19 protein-coding genes are annotated in these 18,178 nt (G+C 68.5%); 8 read left to right on the forward strand and 11 right to left on the reverse strand.

Going from position 1 to position 18,178, the window contains the following annotated elements:
- Nucleotides 1-86 precede the first annotated feature (86 nt).
- Nucleotides 87-1,436, reverse strand: a complete 1,350-nt coding sequence (locus tag JI752_RS03810; RefSeq protein WP_216959415.1) for a formimidoylglutamate deiminase — start codon at nucleotides 1,434-1,436, stop codon at nucleotides 87-89.
- A gap of 94 nt (nucleotides 1,437-1,530) precedes the next feature.
- Between JI752_RS03810 and hutI the strand changes: the two genes are divergently transcribed.
- Together hutI and JI752_RS03820 are read left to right on the forward strand one after the other, a co-directional pair.
- Nucleotides 1,531-2,757: an imidazolonepropionase gene (gene hutI / locus JI752_RS03815; RefSeq protein ID WP_216959417.1), complete on the forward strand. Its 1,227-nt coding sequence runs from the start codon at nucleotides 1,531-1,533 to the stop codon at nucleotides 2,755-2,757.
- Nucleotides 2,758-2,783: 26 nt separating this feature from the next.
- Nucleotides 2,784-3,983 carry a dipeptidase gene (locus JI752_RS03820; RefSeq protein WP_216959421.1) on the forward strand — a complete coding sequence of 400 codons (1,200 nt, stop codon included), beginning with the start codon at nucleotides 2,784-2,786 and terminating at the stop codon, nucleotides 3,981-3,983.
- Between the two features lie 86 nt (nucleotides 3,984-4,069).
- Here the strand turns inward: JI752_RS03820 and JI752_RS03825 are convergent, their stop codons facing one another.
- Both JI752_RS03825 and JI752_RS03830 read right to left on the reverse strand, forming a co-directional pair.
- Entirely contained in the window at nucleotides 4,070-4,258 is a 189-nt protein-coding gene (locus tag JI752_RS03825) for a 30S ribosomal protein THX (RefSeq protein ID WP_216959424.1), read from the reverse strand.
- Nucleotides 4,259-4,412: 154 nt separating this feature from the next.
- Complete coding sequence (locus JI752_RS03830) at nucleotides 4,413-4,823, reverse strand: MerC domain-containing protein (RefSeq protein WP_216959426.1); 411 nt, start codon at nucleotides 4,821-4,823, stop codon at nucleotides 4,413-4,415.
- A gap of 87 nt (nucleotides 4,824-4,910) precedes the next feature.
- On the opposite strand from JI752_RS03830, the gene JI752_RS03835 reads away from it, so the two are divergent.
- The 5 genes from JI752_RS03835 to JI752_RS03855 all read left to right on the forward strand — a co-directional run bounded on the left by JI752_RS03835 (nucleotide 4,911) and on the right by JI752_RS03855 (nucleotide 9,734).
- Nucleotides 4,911-7,076 carry a TonB-dependent receptor gene (locus JI752_RS03835; RefSeq protein ID WP_216959428.1) on the forward strand — a complete coding sequence of 722 codons (2,166 nt, stop codon included), beginning with the start codon at nucleotides 4,911-4,913 and terminating at the stop codon, nucleotides 7,074-7,076.
- Between the two features lie 91 nt (nucleotides 7,077-7,167).
- Entirely contained in the window at nucleotides 7,168-7,605 is a 438-nt protein-coding gene (locus JI752_RS03840) for a MarR family transcriptional regulator (protein WP_216959432.1), read from the forward strand.
- Nucleotides 7,602-8,843: an MFS transporter gene (locus JI752_RS03845; RefSeq protein ID WP_216959435.1), complete on the forward strand. Its 1,242-nt coding sequence runs from the start codon at nucleotides 7,602-7,604 to the stop codon at nucleotides 8,841-8,843. Before JI752_RS03840 ends, JI752_RS03845 begins: the two co-directional genes overlap by 4 nt.
- Nucleotides 8,840-9,205: a cupin domain-containing protein gene (locus tag JI752_RS03850; RefSeq protein ID WP_216959436.1), complete on the forward strand. Its 366-nt coding sequence runs from the start codon at nucleotides 8,840-8,842 to the stop codon at nucleotides 9,203-9,205. Before JI752_RS03845 ends, JI752_RS03850 begins: the two co-directional genes overlap by 4 nt.
- A 175-nt stretch (nucleotides 9,206-9,380) precedes the next feature.
- On the forward strand, nucleotides 9,381-9,734 hold the full coding sequence (locus JI752_RS03855) for a hypothetical protein (protein ID WP_216959438.1): 354 nt from the start codon (nucleotides 9,381-9,383) through the stop codon (nucleotides 9,732-9,734).
- Here the strand turns inward: JI752_RS03855 and JI752_RS03860 are convergent.
- Nucleotides 9,731-10,225, reverse strand: coding sequence for a transcriptional repressor (locus JI752_RS03860; RefSeq protein ID WP_216959441.1), 495 nt, complete (start codon nucleotides 10,223-10,225; stop codon nucleotides 9,731-9,733). The two genes, JI752_RS03855 and JI752_RS03860, sit on opposite strands and share 4 nt — an antisense overlap.
- A 28-nt stretch (nucleotides 10,226-10,253) precedes the next feature.
- Nucleotides 10,254-11,660 carry a glutamate--tRNA ligase gene (gltX, locus tag JI752_RS03865; protein ID WP_216959445.1) on the reverse strand — a complete coding sequence of 469 codons (1,407 nt, stop codon included), beginning with the start codon at nucleotides 11,658-11,660 and terminating at the stop codon, nucleotides 10,254-10,256.
- 91 nt (nucleotides 11,661-11,751) lie between these two features.
- Here gltX and lpxH point away from each other — a divergent pair, with 91 nt between their 5' ends.
- Entirely contained in the window at nucleotides 11,752-12,489 is a 738-nt protein-coding gene (lpxH, locus tag JI752_RS03870; RefSeq protein ID WP_216959460.1) for a UDP-2,3-diacylglucosamine diphosphatase, read from the forward strand.
- Nucleotides 12,490-12,514: 25 nt separating this feature from the next.
- Here lpxH and JI752_RS03875 read toward each other — a convergent pair whose 3' ends face one another.
- Genes JI752_RS03875 through JI752_RS03900 form a run of 6 tightly spaced genes read right to left on the reverse strand, consistent with a single transcriptional unit; the run spans nucleotide 12,515 to nucleotide 18,146 of the window.
- A complete protein-coding gene (locus tag JI752_RS03875; protein ID WP_216959462.1) occupies nucleotides 12,515-13,765 on the reverse strand; it encodes a hypothetical protein in 1,251 nt (416 codons plus the stop codon).
- Nucleotides 13,766-13,816: 51 nt separating this feature from the next.
- Entirely contained in the window at nucleotides 13,817-14,641 is an 825-nt protein-coding gene (locus JI752_RS03880) for a ferritin-like domain-containing protein (protein ID WP_216959465.1), read from the reverse strand.
- Nucleotide 14,642: 1 nt separating this feature from the next.
- A complete protein-coding gene (locus JI752_RS03885; RefSeq protein ID WP_216959468.1) occupies nucleotides 14,643-14,999 on the reverse strand; it encodes a ribonuclease E inhibitor RraB in 357 nt (118 codons plus the stop codon).
- A 1-nt stretch (nucleotide 15,000) separates the two neighbouring features.
- Nucleotides 15,001-16,467 carry an amidophosphoribosyltransferase gene (purF, locus tag JI752_RS03890; protein WP_216959470.1) on the reverse strand — a complete coding sequence of 489 codons (1,467 nt, stop codon included), beginning with the start codon at nucleotides 16,465-16,467 and terminating at the stop codon, nucleotides 15,001-15,003.
- 43 nt (nucleotides 16,468-16,510) lie between these two features.
- Entirely contained in the window at nucleotides 16,511-17,089 is a 579-nt protein-coding gene (locus tag JI752_RS03895) for a CvpA family protein (RefSeq protein ID WP_216959473.1), read from the reverse strand.
- Nucleotides 17,090-17,111: 22 nt separating this feature from the next.
- The gene (locus JI752_RS03900) at nucleotides 17,112-18,146 is read right to left on the reverse strand and encodes an SPOR domain-containing protein (protein WP_216959476.1); all 1,035 of its coding nucleotides are present in this window, start codon (nucleotides 18,144-18,146) and stop codon (nucleotides 17,112-17,114) included.
- Nucleotides 18,147-18,178 lie beyond the last annotated feature (32 nt).

An 18,178-nucleotide genomic window follows, 5' to 3' on the forward strand; every position in this document is an offset into this window, starting at 1 on the left:
CCTTCTCCCCTTGCGGGAGAAGGTGGCGCGCAGCGCCGGCTTCGGGCACCTTCTCCCGCAAGGGGAGAAGGAAAAGCGCTCTGCGATCACTCCGCCATCAAGCGCGCCATCGCCTCGCGATAGCGTTGCGCGATCGCGTGGCGTTGCAGGTGCGCACCGCCCTCCACCACGCGCCTGCCGCCCACGTACGCCTCGCGCACGAGCGGACGATTGCCGCTGAAGATCCAGCGGTCGACCGCATCTTCGGCCTTCAATCCGTACAACGCCGGTGCATCGGTGTCGAGCACCACCGCATCGGCATACTCGCCCGTCGCGAACGTGCCGATCGCATGGCCCGTCGAATTCCTAGCGCTGCGTGCGACATCGCGCAGCAGCGTTTCGCCCACGCTCGGCGAGTCCGCGCGCACGGCGATGTTGCGATGGCGCGTGGACAGGCGCTGGCCGTATTCCAGCCAGCGCAGCTCCTCCACCGGGGAGACGGAGATGTGCGAGTCCGAACCCACGCCCCAGCGGCCGCCTGCATCCAGGTAATCGCGCAGCGGGAACAGGCCGTCGCCGAGGTTGGCCTCGGTGGTCGGGCAGATCGCCACGGTCGCGCCGCTGCGCGCGATGCCCTGCGTTTCCGCAGCCGTGAGGTGCGTGGCGTGAACCAGCGTCCAACGCGCATCGACCGCGGCGTTGTCGAGCAGCCACTCCACCGGACGGGCGTTGCGCAGGGCCAAGCAGTCCTGCACTTCGCCGATCTGCTCGGCGATGTGGATGTGCACCGGCATCGCGGGCGGCAGGGCGTCGAGCACCGTGCGCATCGCCTGCGGCGGCACCGCGCGCAGGCTGTGCAGCGCGCAGCCGACATGCAGCGACGGGCCGACGTCCTCGCACAGGGTTTCGATCAGGCGCAGGTAGGCGTCGACGTCATGGCCGAAGCGGCGCTGGCGTTCGCCCAGCACGCGGCCGTCGAAGCCGCCGGTCATGTAGAGCACGGGCAGCAGCGTCAGCCGGATGCCCGCATCGCGGGCGGCGGCGATCAGCGCGCGCGACATCGCGGCCGGGTCGTCGTAGGGGCGACCGTCGGGCGCGTGGTGCAAGTAGTGGAACTCGCACACCGTCGTGTAGCCGGCTTCCAGCATCTCAACGTAGAGCTGCGCAGCCACCGCCTGCAGCAGCTCCGGCGTGAACCGCGCGGCGAAGCGGTACATGGTCTCGCGCCAGGTCCAGAAGGAGTCTTCCGGGTTCGTCTGGCGTTCGGCCAGACCGGCCATGGCGCGCTGGAACGCATGCGAGTGCAGGTTCGCCACCCCCGGCACGATCCAGCTGGCGCTGGCGGTGGGCTCGGCCGACTCGATGGCGCGGATGCGGCCATGGTCGTCGATGTCGAAGCCGGCGTCGGGGCGCCAGCCGTCGGGGGTCCAGAGCATCGCGGCGTCGAGGGTCTTCATGCCGGCATTGTCGCCCGAGGGCGCGCTCGTGACGATCCTTCCGCCGATGCCCGGCGGCGATCCGGCCGGCCCGTGGCCCGGCTAGAATCCCGTCATGACCTCCAACGCGCATACAGCCTGGGACGGGCTGATCCTCGGTGCTTCGCTCGCCACGCTCGATGCGCCGCAGGGGTATGCGGACGTCCTGGATGGCGCGATCGCCTGGAAAGACGACACGCTGACCTTCGTCGGACCGCGCTCCGCCCTGCCCGACACGCCGCAGCGGCTGGCGCGCGAGGTGATCGAGAGCAAGGGCTGGATCACGCCCGGGCTGGTGGACTGCCATACGCATCTGGTCTTCGCCGGCGATCGCGCACGTGAGTTCGAACTGCGCCTGCTCGGCGCCAGCTACGAGGACATCGCCCGCTCCGGTGGCGGCATCCTCTCGACGGTGCGCGCCACGCGAGCGGCCGACGAAGGCGAACTGCTGCGACAGTCGCTGCCGCGCGCGCATGCGCTCATCGCCGACGGCACGACCACGCTGGAGATCAAGTCCGGCTACGGCCTGGACTTCGAGAACGAACGCAAGATGCTGCGCGTGGCGCGGCGCCTGGAGCAGCTCGGGATCGGCGTGCGCACCACGTATCTGGCCGCGCACGCATTGCCGCCGGAGTTCGCCGGTCGCGCCGACGACTACATCGATGCGGCGATCGAATGGCTGCCGCGCCTGCATGCCGAAGGGCTGGTCGATGCGGTGGACGCGTTCTGCGAGGGCATCGGCTTCACGCCGGAACAGACGCGCCGCATGTTCGACGCCGCGCGTGCGCTGGGTCTGCCGGTGAAGCTGCATGCCGACCAGCTCAGCGACCTGGGCGGCGGCGCGCTGGCGGCAGCGTTCGATGGGCTGTCGGCGGACCATGTCGAACACACCAGCGACGAGAGCGTGCGCGCGATGGCGCAGCGCGGCACCGTCGCGGTGCTGCTTCCCGGTGCGTACCACGTGCTGCGCGAAACGAAGCTGCCGCCACTGGACACCTTCCGTGCGCACGGCGTGCCGATGGCGGTGGCCACCGACTGCAATCCGGGCACTTCGCCGCTGCAGTCGCTGCGCCACGCGATGCAGCTGGCGTGCACGCACTTCCGTCTCACGCCCGAAGAAGCCCTGCGCGGCGCCACGGTCAACGCCGCGCGCGCCCTGGGCCTGCACGATCGCGGCGTGCTGCGCGTGGGCGCGCGCGCCGACTTCGTGCTCTGGAACATCGGCCACCCGGCCGAACTGTGCTACTGGCTCGGCGGCCGCCTCGCGCAGGCCGTCCATGCCGGCGGGCATCGCGTCACTTGAAGCTTCACTTTCCACGGGGAAACAACATGCGTTTTCGCTTCGCCGCTCTGGGCCTGTCGCTGTCGCTGGCCGCCATTCCCGCCTCCGCCGCAAGCGACGCCGCGCAGCGGCTCGCGCACGACGCGATCATCGTCGACACGCACATCGATGCGCCGAGCATGCTGCTCTCGCATTGGGACGACCTGGGCGTGGCGACGCCGGGCAAGGAGTTCGACTACCCGCGCGCACGCCAGGGCGGGCTCGACGTGGCGTTCATGTCGATCTACACCTCGCCCGACGAAGACGCCGCCGGCACCGCGTGGCAGAAGGCGAACACGCAGATCGACGCGGTCGAGGCGATGGTGGGACGTCATCCGGACAAGTTCGCGATCCTGCGTTCGCCCGCCGATCTGGAGAGACTGCGCAAGGGCGGCCGCGTGCTGCTGACGCCGGGCATGGAGAACGGCGCGCCGATCGGCGACGACCTTTCCAAGCTGGCAGCGCTGCAGGCGCGCGGCGTGCGTTACATCACCCTCGCCCACAGCGCGAACAACCGCATCGCCGATTCGTCCTACGCGCGCGACAAGAAGTGGGGCGGACTGAGCCCATTCGGCGAGCAGGTCGTGGCCGAGATGAACCGGCTCGGCATCATGGTGGACGTCTCGCACATCTCCGACGACGCCGTGCGCGACGTGCTACGCGTCACCGACGTGCCGGTGATCGCCAGCCATTCGGGCATGCGCCACTTCACGCAGGGCTTCGAGCGCAACATCAGCGATGAGCTCGCGCTCGCGGTGGCGAAGGAAGGCGGCGTGGTGCAGTTGGTGTTCGGCACCGGCTTCGTCAATCCGCAGGCGGCATCGGACACGCAGGCGTACTTCATCGCGGAGGCGGCGTTCGACCAGGAGAACGCGAAGCTCGCCGCCGCGGGCAAGCCGGTGAAGTCGAAGGACGCGTTCGACAAGGAATGGGAGCTCGCGCATCCGTCGCCGGAAACGCACATCGATGCGGTGCTGGACCAGATCGACTACGCGGTGAAGCTGATCGGCGTGGACCACGTCGGCATCGGTTCGGACTTCGACGGCGTCAGCGGCCACCTGCCGGTGGAGCTGCGTTCGGTGGCCGACTATCCGAACCTGGTCGAAGGCCTGCAGAAGCGCGGTCATTCCGACGCGGACATCCGCAAGATCCTCGGCGGCAACCTGCTGCGCGTGTGGACGCAGGTGGAGAAGGCGGCCAAGCGCTGACGGGCCGCCTCCCGGCGCCGGAAAAACAAAAGCCCCGCCAAGGCGGGGCTTTTTTGCGGCACAGGCGGGAGGTCCCGCCGGAGCGCTTACTCCTTGGTGGCAGCCTTCTTCACCGCGACCTTCTTGGCGGCCGGGGCCTTGGCCACGGTCTTGGTCGCCTTCTTCGCGACCGGGGCGGCGGCGGTGCCGGCGGCCTTGGTCGTGGCCTTGCGGGCATTGCCGTAGCTGGAGTTGTAGCGCTTGCCCTTGGCGGTCTTGCGGTCGCCCTTGCCCATGTTCTGCTCCTGAACTGTCCAAATCCGCACGGGGTGCGGGGGTTACGAGATTACTGCGGTCGCTTCGCGCGAGGCCGCGCAGTCTACCACGCGGGAGCCTCTGCCCGTTCCGCCGCACACACCTCTCCCACTGGGCCTCGCCTGGAACGGCGAATCAGTGCGCGCAGGTGGCGTCGTGCACGTGGCCGTGGTTCAGGCGCAGGTTCGCCAGATGGGCCAGGCCCACGAGCGTGCCGCCGAAGGTCATTGCGATCGCATGCGGAATCACGCTCTGGTGCAGTGGCTGGTACAGCACGCCGAACCACAGGATCGCCAGCCCCGGCACCATCAGCGACAGCGCTTGCACGGCGCGATGTCGGCGGTAGCCCCAGAACATGCTGAACAGCCCCAGCCCAGTGGCGAACAGAACGAAGGCTTCCTCGAACCCCGTGCCCAGCCATGCCGCGACGCCCAGCGACGGCAGCACGGCGATCACCAGCGGCAGCAGCGCGCAATGGATCGCGCACAGCAAGGAGCCGAAGGCACCGATGCGGTCGAGCAGGCTGCGGGGGCGAAGAGGCGGCATGGAGGCGTGACTTTCGGGAGGGTGCGGAATCCGTTTCGTTATAATATAACATTACGCAACTTCCGCCACCCCACTCTACCTCGACCGATGCCAAAGCGCTCGCTGACCCGCCGACTTCCCCTGGTGCTCGCCCTCGCCGCCGCGCTGCCCCTGGCCGCGCAGGCCGATGACCAGGACCACGCCCATCAGCCCACCGACCTGGCCGGCGTGGAGGTCAAGGCGACGCCGCTGGTCGGCACGGCCGAGGATCTGGTCCGGCCGGTCGAGGTCCTGGCCGGAGAACGGCTCGACGAAGTCAAGGCGAACTCCCTGGGCGAGACCGTCGGCAAACTGCCCGGCGTGCAGTCCTCGTACTTCGGTCCTGGCGTCGGGCGGCCGATCGTGCGCGGCTTCGACGGCGCCCGCGTGCAGGTGCTGAGCGACGGCCTGGGCTCGGGCGACGTCTCCACCGTCAGTGTCGATCACGCGGTCACGCTGGAGCCGTTCCTGGCCGACCAGATCGAAGTGCTCAAAGGCCCGGCCACCCTGCTCTACGGCAGCGGCGCGATCGGCGGCGCCGTGAACGTGGTCGACGGCCGCATTCCCGAGGCAGTGACCGACCAGCCCCTGCAAGGCCGTGCCGAACTGCGCGGCAACACCGTCAACGACGAAAAGACCGGCATGTTCCGCATGGATGGCACGTCGGCTTCGGGCAATTTCGTCTTCCACATCGATGGCCTGCATCGCGAGACCGGCGATTACGACATCCCCAACTACCCGGAAAGCCGCGAGCTGATGGCGCGCGAAGGCGAAACGCCGGACCCGGCCACGAAGGGCACGCTGCCCAACAGCTTCGTGCGCACCGACAGCGGCGCGCTGGGCGTGAGCTGGATCGGCGAGCGCGGTTTCCTGGGCGTGGGCGCAAGCCTGTTCGACACGCGCTACGGCGTGCCCGCCGGCGCCCACGAACACGGGGACGACCACGCCCACGAAGGCGAGGAACCCGCGCACGAGGAAGAAGGCCCGGTCACCATCGGCATGACGCAACACCGTTATGAAGTGCGCGGCGGCCTGGACGACCTGGGCGTGTTCAAGTCGCTGCGCGCCAAGGTCGCCCATACCGAGTACACGCACACCGAATACGAGGGCGGCGAAGCCGGCACCGTCTTCGACAACACCAGCACTGAGGGTCGCCTGGAACTGGTGCACCAGCCGCTCTGGGGCTGGAACGGCGCCGTCGGCCTGCAGTGGGCCCAGCGCGATTTCGAGGCCATCGGCGAAGAGGCGTTCGTTCCTCCGTCCAAGGGACGCGATGCGGGCCTGTTCTGGCTGGGCGAGCGCACCTTCGGCGCGATCAAGACCGAGCTGGGCGCGCGCGTGGACCAGAACAAGATCGACGTGAACGAAGCCGAGGCGATCGGGCCGGATCGCGATTTCCATACGACGAGCCTGTCGGCGGCGTTCAAGTGGGACATCAACGAAGCGTTCCACCTTTCGTTCGGCCTGGACCGCGCGCAGCGCGCGCCAACGGCGGAAGAGCTGTATTCCAACGGCCTCCACGTCGCCACTTCGAGCATCGAACTGGGTTCGCCGCTGATGGACGAGGAAACCGCGAACCGCGCGGAGATCGGCCTGCATTGGCACGGCGGCCCGTTCAAGGCGAGCGCGTCGGTCTATCACGTGAAGTACGACGATTTCATCTACCTGGCCGACACCGGCGTGACGGAGGACGGCAACCCCGTGCGCCTGTGGACGCAGGACGACGCGCGCTTCAACGGTGCCGAAGCCGAGGTCAACTGGAACTTCGCCGACAACGACAGCGGCAGCTGGAACCTGCGCGTGTTCGGCGACGTGGTGCGCGGCGAACTGACCGGCAGCGGGACGCGCGAAGTGAGCTTCGCGGTGCCGCATGGCGATCATGCCCACGACTACACCGTCGATCTTCCGCGCGGCGGCAACCTGCCGCGGATCGCGCCGCAGCGCCTGGGCGGCGAGGTGCGCTGGGAGCTGGGTGCTTGGCGCGCATCGCTTGGCGCGATCCGTTACGCACGCCAGGATCAAGTCGCCGCGAACGAAACGGAAACGCCCGGGTACACGCTCGTCGACGCGCACGTCGCCTGGCACAAGGACACGCCGAAGGGCAACGCGTGGGAAGTGTTCCTCGACGGCAGCAACCTGCTCGACGAGGAGGCGCGCGTGCACACCTCCTTCCTCAAGGACGTGGCGCCGCTGCCGGGGCGTGGCGTGGCATTCGGCGTGCGGGCGTTCTTCTGACGCCCCTGCTGCGAGCGCCCTTCCCCACCTGAACAGCGCCGGCCCATCGCCGGCGCTTTTCTTTTCCGGAAATGGGTGTATATACACGCTTATGGAAACCCCAGCCGCCCCCCACAGCCTGTGTACCTGCTTCCGCCTGCGCAAACTGGCGCGACAGGTAACGCAACGCTACGACCGCGAGCTGGCCCCTGCCGGCCTCAACCTCAACCAGTATTCGATCCTGCGCCGCGCCTCGCGCACGCCGCAAACCGTGAGCGCGCTGGCACGTGAGATCGGCATGGACCGCACCACGCTCAGTCGCGACCTCAAGCCGCTCGTCACCGCCGGCTGGATCGAACTGGCCAGCAGCGACACCGACGCACGCCAGCGCCTAGTGCAGGTGAAGCCCGCCGGCAAGCGCGTGCTCGAGCGCGCGCAGCCGCTCTGGCGCAAGGCGCAGGACGACATCGACGCACGCCTGGGCGCCACGGGCGTGAACGCATTGCACACCCATCTCGACCGCGCGATGGCGCGACTGGACGCCGAATGACCACTGCGCCCCACCCCACCGCGCGCTACTGGCCGCTGGTGCTCGCCGCCACGGCGATGCTGATGATCACCATGGGCGTGCGCCAATCGATGGGCCTGTTCGTCGCGCCGATCGGCCGCAGCACCGGACTGGGCATCGCACAGATCAGCTTCGCGCTTGCGATCGGCCAGTTCGTCTGGGGCGCCGTGCAACCGGTGTTCGGTGCGATCGCCGACCAGCGCGGGCCCGGCCGTGTGCTCGTGGCGGGCGGCATCCTGCTGGCCGCGGGCATGGTGCTCGCACCCACGCTGCCTTCCGAATGGGGACTGCTGCTCACGTTGGGCGTGCTCAGCGCGGCGGGCGCGGGCGCGGGCAGTTTCTCCATCCTGATCGGTGCGACCGCGCGGCAAATGCCAGCTGAAAAGCGCTCGATGGCGGCCGGCGTGATCAATGCCGGTGGTTCGTTCGGACAGTTCGTGTTCGCGCCGCTGGTGCAGGCCGTGATCAGCGCCGCCGGCTGGGCGGCGGCGATGTGGACGCTGGCGGCATCGGCGCTGATGACGCTGCCGCTTGCCTGGCCGCTGCGACGCCGCGCGGACGACGCGCCGCAGGCCGTCACGCCTTCCGCGCCCGGTATCGGCCTGCGCGAACAGCTGCGCATCGCGGTGCGCGATCGCAGTTACTGGATGCTGCACCTGGGCTTCTTCACCTGCGGCGTGCACATCGCGTTCCTGGTCACGCATCTGCCGAGCGAGATCGCACTGTGCGGGCTGCCGGCCAGTGTGTCGGCGGTGTCGCTGGCGTTGATCGGCCTGTTCAACGTCGCCGGCAGCCTCACCGCGGGCTGGCTCGGCCAGCGCTGGCGCATGAAGTACCTGCTCGCGGCGATGTATGCCAGCCGCGCGGTGATGATCGCGATCTACCTGGTCTCGCCGCCGACGCCCCTCACCTTCTTCATTTTCTCCGCGGGCCTGGGCCTGACCTGGCTGGCGACCGTGCCCCCGACCGCGGGCCTGGTGGGCAAGTTGTTCGGGCCGCGTTACCTGGGCACGCTGTTCGGACTGACGCTGCTGTCACATCAGCTCGGCGGATTCTTCGGAGCATGGGTAGGCGGGTTGGTCCTGGAGCGCTTCGGCGACTACAGCTGGATGTGGTACGCCGACATGGTGCTGGCCCTGCTCGCGGCCGCGGCGAACCTGCCGATCCGCGAAGCCGTTCCCGCACTGGTTCGCCCGCAGACGCAGACGGAGCCGACATGAGCACGCAATCCGACGGAGCAATCAATCTCGCGCGCAAACTGGCGACGTTCGACGAGCATTGGCAACCGCGAACGGTTGCGACGTTCAACGGCCACGACATCATGGTCGTCAAGGTGAAGGGCGAGTTCATCTGGCACCATCACGACGACACCGACGATCTGTTCCTCGTGCTGAGCGGGCGCATCCGCATCGAGCTGCGCGATCGCGTCGTGGAACTCGGCCCGGGCGAACTGTTCGTCGTACCGCGCGGCATCGAGCACCGGCCGGTGGCGGTGGAAGAAGCGCACTTGATGCTGATCGAACCGACAGGCACGCCGAACACGGGCAACGCCGCGACCGCGGCTCGGCGGCGTGTCGTCTGACAACGACACGCGGACGCAACGAAGGGATGCGCCGAGCAGCGGATGAGATCGCGCCTATCACATGCACTTCTATTGTGAAATGCGATTTTTTCTCATGCGATTCACATGCATGACGCTAAGACTTTTTCGCAGTATGGCTCCGCGGCGACGTGCCGTGTCTCAGTGGAGCGTCAACATGAACAGCGCCATTCTCCGGCCCTTCGCTTCATCGGATGTGCGGCGGCCGTCGTTCCGCTTGCGTGACGGCCGCTGGCTGTTGGCGACCGCACTTCTTCTGGCCGGCACGCAGAGCTGGGCACAATCCGGGACGATCACGATCCAGGGGGTGATCGTCGACGGAGTCACCGCGAACCACAACGAACAGGGCGTCGCGCCCGCGGGTTACCAGACGCCGCGCGTCACCTCGACGCAGGAGTTGAACGACATCGCAGCGCCGCGTGGGGAGATCCTGGACTACTTCGCCGAACGCTCGAACGAGGCCGGCATCTCCACCGACCGTCTGCGGCTGGTGAAGGTGGATTACCTCTAGGCGGCGGAAGGTGCCGCCGCGCAGCTGGCGCAGACGCCGTGCACTTCCAGCGTCTGCGCCTGCGGGGTGAAGCCGAGTTCGCGCGCGCGGCGGTCGAGCGTCTCGACGATGCGTTCGTCTTCCAGCTCCGTCGCCGACTGGCAGCGGTCGCAGATCAGGAACGGCACCGCATGCTGCGCCGAGCCCGGGTGGTGGCAGCCGACGAATGCGTTGATCGATGCAAGCTTGTGGATGAAGCCGTTCTCGAGCAGGAAGTCCAGCGCGCGATACACCGTCGGTGGGGCGGCGGCATCGTGCGTGGTCTTCATCTGATCGAGCAGTTCGTAAGCCTTCACCGGACGGCCGGCGTCGGCGATCAGACGCAGGGCGTGCGCGCGGATCGGCGTGAGCCGCAAGCCACGCGCCTCACACGCGCGCTCGACCTCGTGCACGAAGGCGTCGCCGTCGTGGACGTGATGCGAGGGATCGGTGCAGGCGTGACCGTGGCTCATGGCGATTCCGTTTGCGGACAGTCCCGATTTAGGCCCCGACCGGCACTTTTGCAAGGGCCGCGTCGATGCGCACCAGCGCTTCGGCCTGCCCTGCCAGGTACACGGTGTGGGAGATATCGGGCGAGACCTGCGTGCCGGTGATCGCCACGCGCATCGGCTGGGCGACCTTGCCCATGCCGATGCCCAGGGCCTCGGCGGTGGCGTGCAGCGCGGCCGACACCGACTCCGCGCTCCATTCCGGCAACGCGGCCAGGCGCTCTCGCGCGTCGGCCAGCGGCGCGCGCGCGGCGGCGGTGAGGTGCTTGGCGACTGCCGCGTCGTCGTATTGCGTGAGCGGGCCGAACCATACGGCGGCGCGTTCTGCCATTTCCTTCAGCGTCTGCACGCGATCGCGCAGCGCAATCACGATATCGGCCGCCTTCGGTCCCTTCGCCAGATCGAAGCCCTGCGCGAGCAGGTGCCATTCCAGGTGCTTGCCCACTTCGACCGGCTCGTCGCTCTTGAGGTACTGCTGGTTGAGCCAGCCGAGCTTGGCCGGATCCAGGCGCGAAGCCTTGGCGTTGACGTCCTTCAGGTCGAACAGCTGCGTCATCTGCGCGATGGAGAAGATCTCCTGGTCGCCATGCGACCAGCCCAGGCGCACGAGGTAGTTGAGCAGCGCGTGCGGGAGATAGCCCATCTCGCGGTACTGCATGACGTCCGCCGCGCCGGTGCGCTTGGACAGCTTGGCGCCTTCCGGGTCCAGGATCATCGGCAGGTGCGCGAAGTGCGGCACGGTCGCGCCGAGTGCGCGGTAGATGTTGATCTGCCGCGGCGTGTTGTTGACGTGGTCGTCGCCGCGCACGACATCGGTGATGCCCATGTCCAGGTCATCGACCACGACGGCGAAGTTGTAGGTCGGGTAACCGTCGGAGCGGAAGATCACCAGGTCGTCGAGCTCGCTGTTGGCGATCTCGATGCGTCCCTTCACCTTGTCGTCCCACGCGACCACGCCGTCGAGCGGGTTCTTGAAGCGGATCACGCGGTTGGGATCGTCGCGGAAGCCTTCATTGCGATCGCGATAGGCGCCGTTGTAGCGCGGCTTGTCGCCGGCGGCCATCGCCTTCTCGCGCATGGCCTCCAGTTCGTCCTTGGTTTCGTAGGCGTAGTACGCCGTGCCGGCGGCGACCATCTGCTCGGCCACCTCGCGGTAGCGGTCCAGGCGGTGCGTCTGGTAGATCGGGCCTTCGTCGTAGCCCAGGCCCAGCCACTCCATCGCCTGCAGGATGGCGTCGATGGCGGCCTGCGTGCTGCGCTCCTGATCGGTGTCCTCGATGCGCAGGATGAACTGCCCGCCGCGGCGGCGCGCCTCCAGCCAGCAGTACAGCGCGGTGCGCGCACCGCCGATGTGCAGGTAGCCGGTGGGACTGGGGGCGAATCGGGTGCGGCAGGTCATGCGGGCGGCTCGGAACGGCGGAACCGGCAATTTTACCGGACCCGGGCGCCAGACCGCGTCGACCCGGCCGCCACCCCCTAGAATTGCCGGCATGACGACCCTCTTCATCTCCGACCTGCACCTGGACGACGAACGCCCCGGCATCACGGATCTCTTCGTCCGCTTCATCCGGTCGGAAGCGCGCGGCGCGGACGCGCTCTACATCCTGGGCGACCTGTTCGAGGCCTGGGTCGGCGATGACGATCCGTCCGAGGCCGGCGCCATCGTCGCGCGCGAGCTGCATGCGCTGCAGGCCTCGGGCGTGCCCGTGTCGTTCATCCGCGGCAACCGTGATTTCCTGCTGGGCGAGGACTTCGCGCGTCGCGCGGGCATGCGCATCCTGCCCGACCCGGCGGTGGTGGTGCTGTACGACGAGCCCACGCTGATCATGCACGGCGACACGCTGTGCACCGACGACGTCGCCTACCAGCAGTTCCGCGCGCAGACGCGCAATCCGCAGTGGCAGGCGCAGTTCCTCTCGCAGCCGCTGGTGGCGCGCGTGGCGTTCGCGCAGCAGGCCCGCGCGGCCAGCAAGGCGCACCAGAGCGGGCTGAAGCAGCAGGGCACGATGGAGTCCATCACCGACGTCGCGCCCGCAACGGTGGACGGCACGTTCAGCCGCTTCGGGCTGGATCGCATCATCCACGGCCATACGCACCGCCCGGCCGTGCATGAACTCCATGTCGACGGCCGCCCGCGCGAACGCATCGTACTGGGCGACTGGTACGACCAGGGGTCGGTGTTGCGGGTGGATCGCAAGGGGTTCGACCTGCGCGGCCTGCCGCTGTAAACGCAGGCCGCTTTTCAGCCTCGAATCAGGTCGACGCCAGGTCCGGGTGAAACGCCGAGTGGGCGGTTTTCCACGCCCACGCCGCATCGTCTTCGCCTTCTTCAACGGTGATCGTCAACAGCAACAGACGGCCGTCCACGGCGACGCTGGTCATCAGATGGCGGGACGTTTCCAGTTCGCTCTCGTCCCAGTAGGCCGCGCCCATGACGTGATGATCGGACCACCGTTCGGCCTGCGTGTCGCCGATCACCTTGTCGATGGCGCTTCCGGCGTCGAGGCCGTCCACCTTCAACGCGCTTACGTAGACCGCGCGCCGGCCGTCGTGAAGCTGGAGGTTGCCTCCGTCGTTGAGCACGTCGGTCTGGAAATGCCCGGGCAGCTCGACCGTCCAGCCACCGAACAGGGGATACGTGCACGTGCCGCGGCGATAGCCGATCGGGCCGGCGCGAGGCGCGTCCGCCGCCGGTTCGCGCAATAGAAGCTCCCGCAGTTCTTCGCGTTCGGGCGACTCGGTGCCGGCGCGCTCGTAGCAGGCCTGGACGAAAGCCATCGTGCGGCGTTCGGACTCGTCCCGCGGCGGAACCCACGCCAGTTCGCACCAGGCCAGGACGTCGGCGATCCCTTTCCAGAAGGCGGCGTCGCGGTCCATGCCCCACCAGGGGAAGAACGTCATCGCCGCAGCACGGCGCACCGAAGCGTCGGTGGCGAAGTCCGCGAACCACTCGCGCGTGCGCGCGCCCATCGGCGTGGCGATCATCCCGGCCAGGCGCGGCGATCGCTCTGCGATCGGCATGCACACCGAGCAGCGAGATTCACTGTCTGCGGCCGATTCATCGTCGGCGACGTGGGACGACAGCGCCGCCAGCCACTTGACCATCTCGTCCTGCAACGCATCGAAGTCACGCGACAGCGCGAAGCCGGATTCGTCGCCTTCGTCTTCTGCGGCCCAGTCCCATTCGACGGACATGTCCTGCGCCATGCGATCAAGCAGACGCACCAGGAGCGCGTGATAGCCCGGGCCGACCGTGCTCGTCTTGGCCTGGGCCTGCAGACGTCCGTCGTCGAGCAGTTCGATGTAGAGCCCTTCCTCCGCGGGATGCCACACGGCCCACACACCGGCGTCGTCCTTGGTGACGGTCAGGCGCTCGGACAACAACGGATCACCCAGGCAATCCCGGTAAATCCGCGTCAGTTCCTGCGCCAGCGCCGCGATCGTGGGCTTCGCCCACGTACGTCGCTTCCACGGTGTGCTTGTGACCAGAAATCCGACGCCCATCTGCCCCTCCTCCTGAAAGGCGATCTTCGCCGCGCGCCCTGTGTCTGGCAATCACCGGGGCGGAGCGTCGTTCCCCGTCAGCGCTTCGAGCGCCGCAAGTTCTTCCGGTCCGAATCCCGCCGCGCCGCGCGCTTCGTGATTGAACGGACCATGGAGAACCGCACGCGCATATTCGGCCAGCAACTCGCGAAAACGCGGCACGGGATCCACGCCCGCGCGTTCGCAATACCAGCGGTACCAGCGCGAACCGGCGGCGACGTGGCCGACCTCCTCGCGCAGGATCACTTCCAGGATGTCGGCCGTGGCGTCGTCGCCCAACGCACGCAGCTTCACGATCATCCCCGGCGTGACATCCAGCCCGCGCGCTTCCAGCACGCGCGGCACCAGCGCCATGCGCGCCAGGCCGTCGTGCGCGGTCTTCTCGGCCATTTCCCACAGGCCGTTGTGTGCGTCGAAATTGCCGTAGTCATGGCCGAACTCGCGCAGGCGATCGCGCAGCATGACGAAGTGTCGCGCCTCATCGTGGGCGACGCCGACCCAGTCGGCGTAGAACGCGCGCGGCAATCCACGGAAGCGGTACACCGCGTCCCAGGCCAGGTCGATCGCGTTGAATTCGATGTGCGCAATCGCGTGGATGAAGGCCGCCCGCCCATCGTTGGTGCCGAAACCGCGACGCGGCAGGTCGCGCGGATGCACCAGCAGCGGGCGCTCCGGACGGCCGGGCATGCGGATGGGTTCGGGTTCGGGCGCATCGTCGGGCATCGACAACTCGCCACGCGCAAAGGCCTCCGCCGCGGCGAAGGTGAGCACCACCTTCTCCTCCGGCGAGGCCGCGTCGAGGCACGCGCGCGCGGTGTCGAACAGCGAAGCGGTCACGTCAGTGCGTGTCGGTGGCCGGATCGCAGCCCCAGCCGTCGGGATAGCCGCGGTACTGCTCCGCAAGCCGGGCCAGCGCGCTTTCCAGCTCGGTAATCGCCTTGTGCTGCGGCGCCATCACGCGCGTCGCGCTGACTTCCCAGATGCCGTCGTCATCGTCGAAATCCGGGCCTTCGACCACCAGGTCGGGCTGCGCCGCTGCCGCGGCGGCGAAATCCTGCGCATCGGTTTCCTCCGCGAACACGTGGAAGAAATCGATCGGGCGCGGTTTTTCGAGGTCGTCGCCGTCCTCGATCATGCGCTTGAGCAGCTGACCGTTTTCGTCGCCCGGAATCAACGCCAGCCGCAACTCGCGCACGTCACGCCCTCCGCGTCTTCTTCGCTTCATCCGAGCGCAGCTGCTTGATGCGCTCGAAATAGCCCGGCTCGATGCCGGTCACGTACTCGCCGTTGAAGCACGAGGAGTCGAAGTGGTCGATGCGGTGCTTCGGGCCCGACACGGCTTCCTCCAGGTCGGACAGATCCTGGTAGATCAGCCAATCCACGCCGAGCAGCTTCTCGACTTCGTCGTCAGTGCGATCGTGTGCGACGAGCTCGTCGGCCGAGGGCATGTCGATGCCGTACACGTTCGGGAAGCGCACCGGCGGCGCGGCGGAGGCCAGGTACACCTTGCGCGCACCGGCGTCGCGCGCCATCTGCACGATCTGCTTGGAGGTGGTGCCGCGCACGATGGAATCGTCCACCAGCAGCACGACGCGATTGCGGAATTCCAGCGGAATCGGATTGAGCTTGCGACGCACCGACTTCGCGCGCTCGCCCTGCCCCGGCATGATGAAGGTGCGGCCGACGTAACGGTTCTTGATGAAGCCTTCGCGGTACTTCACGCCGAGCACGTTGGAGATTTCCAGCGCCGCGTCGCGCGAGGTGTCGGGAATCGGGATGACCGTGTCGATGTCGTGGTCCGGGCGCAGGCGCAGGATCTTCTCGCCGAGCTTCTGGCCCATGCGCATGCGCGCCTTGTGCACCGAGACCTCGTCCATCATCGAGTCCGGGCGCGCGAAGTACACGTACTCGAAGATGCACGGCGTGTGCTGGCGCGGTTCGGCGCACTGGCGCGTGAACAGTTCGCCGCGCGGCGTGATCACGATCCCCTCGCCCGGACGCACGTCGCGAACGCGCTCGAAGCCGAGCAGGTCGAGTGCGACCGACTCGGAGGCGACCGCGTACTCGTCCTGGCCGCCGCTGTGGCGCTTGCCCAGCACCAGCGGGCGGATGCCGTTGGGATCGCGGAACGCCACCAGGCCCAGGCCCAGCACCGTGGCGACCACGGCGAATCCGCCGACGCAGCGACGGGTCACGCCTTCGACCGCGCGGAACGCGGCCTCGGGGTTCAGCGCCTTCTGCGTGTCCAGTTCGTGCGCGAAGACGTTGAGCAGCACTTCCGAATCGGATTCGGTGTTGACGTTGCGGCGGTCCTGCTCGAACACCTCGCGACGCAGCGCATCGGTGTTGATCAGATTGCCGTTGTGCGCCAGCGCGATGCCGAAAGGCGAGTTCACGTAGAACGGCTGCGCTTCGTCGGAGCCTTCACTGCCCGCCGTGGGATAGCGACAGTGGCCGATGCCGACGCGGCCTTCCAGCAGCAGCATCGATGCTTCGTCGAACACATCGCTGACCAGGCCGTTGCCCTTGTGCACGCGCAGCTTGCTGCCGTTGGCCGTGGCGATGCCGGCCGCGTCCTGGCCGCGATGCTGCAGCACCGTCAGACCGTCGTAGAGCTGCGCCGCGACGTCGTTGTGGCCGACGATTCCGAGAATGCCGCACATGGTGATGAGTCCTGCTGTGAAGTTGTGTGTTGCGTGGAGGCCGTCAGGCCTCGCTGACCGGCGCCGGCAGGGCCGGTCCGGTGTCCGGCGTCGCCGCCGGGGATGATTCCTCGTGGCCCGGCGTGCCGCGACCGTCGAGGTCGACATGCTCCGCGGCCCACTCCGGCAGCCATGCGCGCATCCACTGCGCACCGAAAACGAACACCGGCACCACCTGCGAGCGCTGCCATTCCGGCTCGCGCGGCAGGGCCGTCAGGCCCAGCAGCAGCACCAGCGCGCAGGCGACGAACGCGCCGCGTGCGATGCCCAGTGCCAGACCGAGCGCGCGGTCCAGCCCCGACAGGCCGACCGACTGCACCAGCTTGCGCACCAGCCAGCCGACCAGGCCGACCACCACCAGCACGCCGATGAAGCACAGCGCATAACCGCCGAACAGCTCGCCCGCGCCGACGTCACCGTCGCCAGAGAGCATCAGGCCGACGTCCGCACCGAAGCGGAACGCTGCCCAGCCGGCCAGGACCCAGGCGATGAGCGAGGCGAGCACGCCGACGAAGCCGCGCATCAGCCCGAACACTGCCGACATCGCGACCACCGCCAGCAGCACCCAGTCGATCGCGCCCATGTTCCGCCCGGCCTAGATGGGGTCAGGGATGCGGGCGGACAATGCCGCTCACACCCAGCCGGGACGCCACCTGGGCCTTGAGCTGGTCGGCATCGGCGCGGCTGGAGACGGGGCCGACGCGGACGCGGTTCAGGACGCCCTTGTCGGTGCGGACCTGTTCTACGAAGGCGCTGAAGCCGGCGCCGCGTGCGCGGTCGCGCAGCTTGTCGGCCTCCGAGGCGCTGCCGAAGGCACCCAGTTGGACCGCGAACCCCACACCGGCGGCGGCCGGCGTGCTCGGACGCGCGGCGGGCTGCGATACGGGGGTCGCGGGCTTCTCGACCTTCGCGACCGGCTTCTCGGGTGCCGGAGCGGGTTTCGGCGCGGCGGGCTTGGTTTCGGCCGGCAGCGGCTTCGAGGCCACCGGGGCGGGCTGAGATTCGGCCAGCGGGACCGGCGCCGACACGGCGGCGGCCTGGGCCGGCGCCGGCTGCGAGACGGCCGCGACCGGCGCAGCGGTTTCGGCGTCCAGCACCACGACCTTGGCGCCGACGTCGCCGCGCACGCGACCGGACTGCAGGCGCGCGGCTTCGGCCTCGGCCTGCGTGGCGAACGGGCCGATGCGCACGCGGTGCAGCGTGCGGCCATTGCTCGGCACGGGTTCCTGGTAAGCCGCGAGCTGGGCGCCCTGCAGCGCCTTGATGACGCGGTCGGCGTCGCCGGCGCTGGCGTAGCTGCCGAAGCTCACCGCGAAGTTGCCGCCCGCGGTGGCGGCCGGCAGCGCGCCTTCGACCGGCGCAGCCTGCGGCGCGACGGTCGTGTCCACCGTGGGCAGCGTGTCGTTGGCGTTCGCGTCGGCGTTCATGCCCAGTGCGCCGCCTTCCGGCGCCTGGCCCGGGCTCACCAGGGGCAGTTCGCGGGTCTCGAAGTCGCCCTGCGGCGCCTTGGGAAGTTCGAGCGGGACATTGGACGCCCCGCTTTCGGGCGCCGGCCCCTTGATCAGCATCGGCAGGAAGATCACCGCCAGTGCGATCAACACGACCGCACCGATGACGCGCTGTTTCAGGGCAGGTTCCATCGGTTCTCGTTTACCGCAGGCGGATTGCCGCG

Origin of the sequence: Lysobacter sp. MMG2 (assembly GCF_016735495.2) — a bacterium.
In the GTDB taxonomy this organism is placed as follows: Bacteria; Pseudomonadota; Gammaproteobacteria; order Xanthomonadales; family Xanthomonadaceae; genus Lysobacter_J.

Coding starts and splice junctions, on each gene's coding strand:
- lpxH (WP_216959460.1), top strand. CDS start 11,752: ATGACGACCCTCTTCATCTCCGACCTGCACCTGGACGACGAACGCCCC.
- hutI (WP_216959417.1), top strand. CDS start 1,531: ATGACCTCCAACGCGCATACAGCCTGGGACGGGCTGATCCTCGGTGCT.
- JI752_RS03850 (WP_216959436.1), top strand. CDS start 8,840: ATGAGCACGCAATCCGACGGAGCAATCAATCTCGCGCGCAAACTGGCG.
- JI752_RS03900 (WP_216959476.1), bottom strand. CDS start 18,146: ATGGAACCTGCCCTGAAACAGCGCGTCATCGGTGCGGTCGTGTTGATC.
- gltX (WP_216959445.1), bottom strand. CDS start 11,660: ATGACCTGCCGCACCCGATTCGCCCCCAGTCCCACCGGCTACCTGCAC.
- JI752_RS03820 (WP_216959421.1), top strand. CDS start 2,784: ATGCGTTTTCGCTTCGCCGCTCTGGGCCTGTCGCTGTCGCTGGCCGCC.
- JI752_RS03855 (WP_216959438.1), top strand. CDS start 9,381: ATGAACAGCGCCATTCTCCGGCCCTTCGCTTCATCGGATGTGCGGCGG.
- JI752_RS03825 (WP_216959424.1), bottom strand. CDS start 4,258: ATGGGCAAGGGCGACCGCAAGACCGCCAAGGGCAAGCGCTACAACTCC.
- JI752_RS03840 (WP_216959432.1), top strand. CDS start 7,168: ATGGAAACCCCAGCCGCCCCCCACAGCCTGTGTACCTGCTTCCGCCTG.
- JI752_RS03895 (WP_216959473.1), bottom strand. CDS start 17,089: ATGGGCGCGATCGACTGGGTGCTGCTGGCGGTGGTCGCGATGTCGGCA.
- JI752_RS03810 (WP_216959415.1), bottom strand. CDS start 1,436: ATGAAGACCCTCGACGCCGCGATGCTCTGGACCCCCGACGGCTGGCGC.
- JI752_RS03875 (WP_216959462.1), bottom strand. CDS start 13,765: ATGGGCGTCGGATTTCTGGTCACAAGCACACCGTGGAAGCGACGTACG.
- JI752_RS03830 (WP_216959426.1), bottom strand. CDS start 4,823: ATGCCGCCTCTTCGCCCCCGCAGCCTGCTCGACCGCATCGGTGCCTTC.
- purF (WP_216959470.1), bottom strand. CDS start 16,467: ATGTGCGGCATTCTCGGAATCGTCGGCCACAACGACGTCGCGGCGCAG.
- JI752_RS03845 (WP_216959435.1), top strand. CDS start 7,602: ATGACCACTGCGCCCCACCCCACCGCGCGCTACTGGCCGCTGGTGCTC.
- JI752_RS03835 (WP_216959428.1), top strand. CDS start 4,911: ATGCCAAAGCGCTCGCTGACCCGCCGACTTCCCCTGGTGCTCGCCCTC.
- JI752_RS03860 (WP_216959441.1), bottom strand. CDS start 10,225: ATGAGCCACGGTCACGCCTGCACCGATCCCTCGCATCACGTCCACGAC.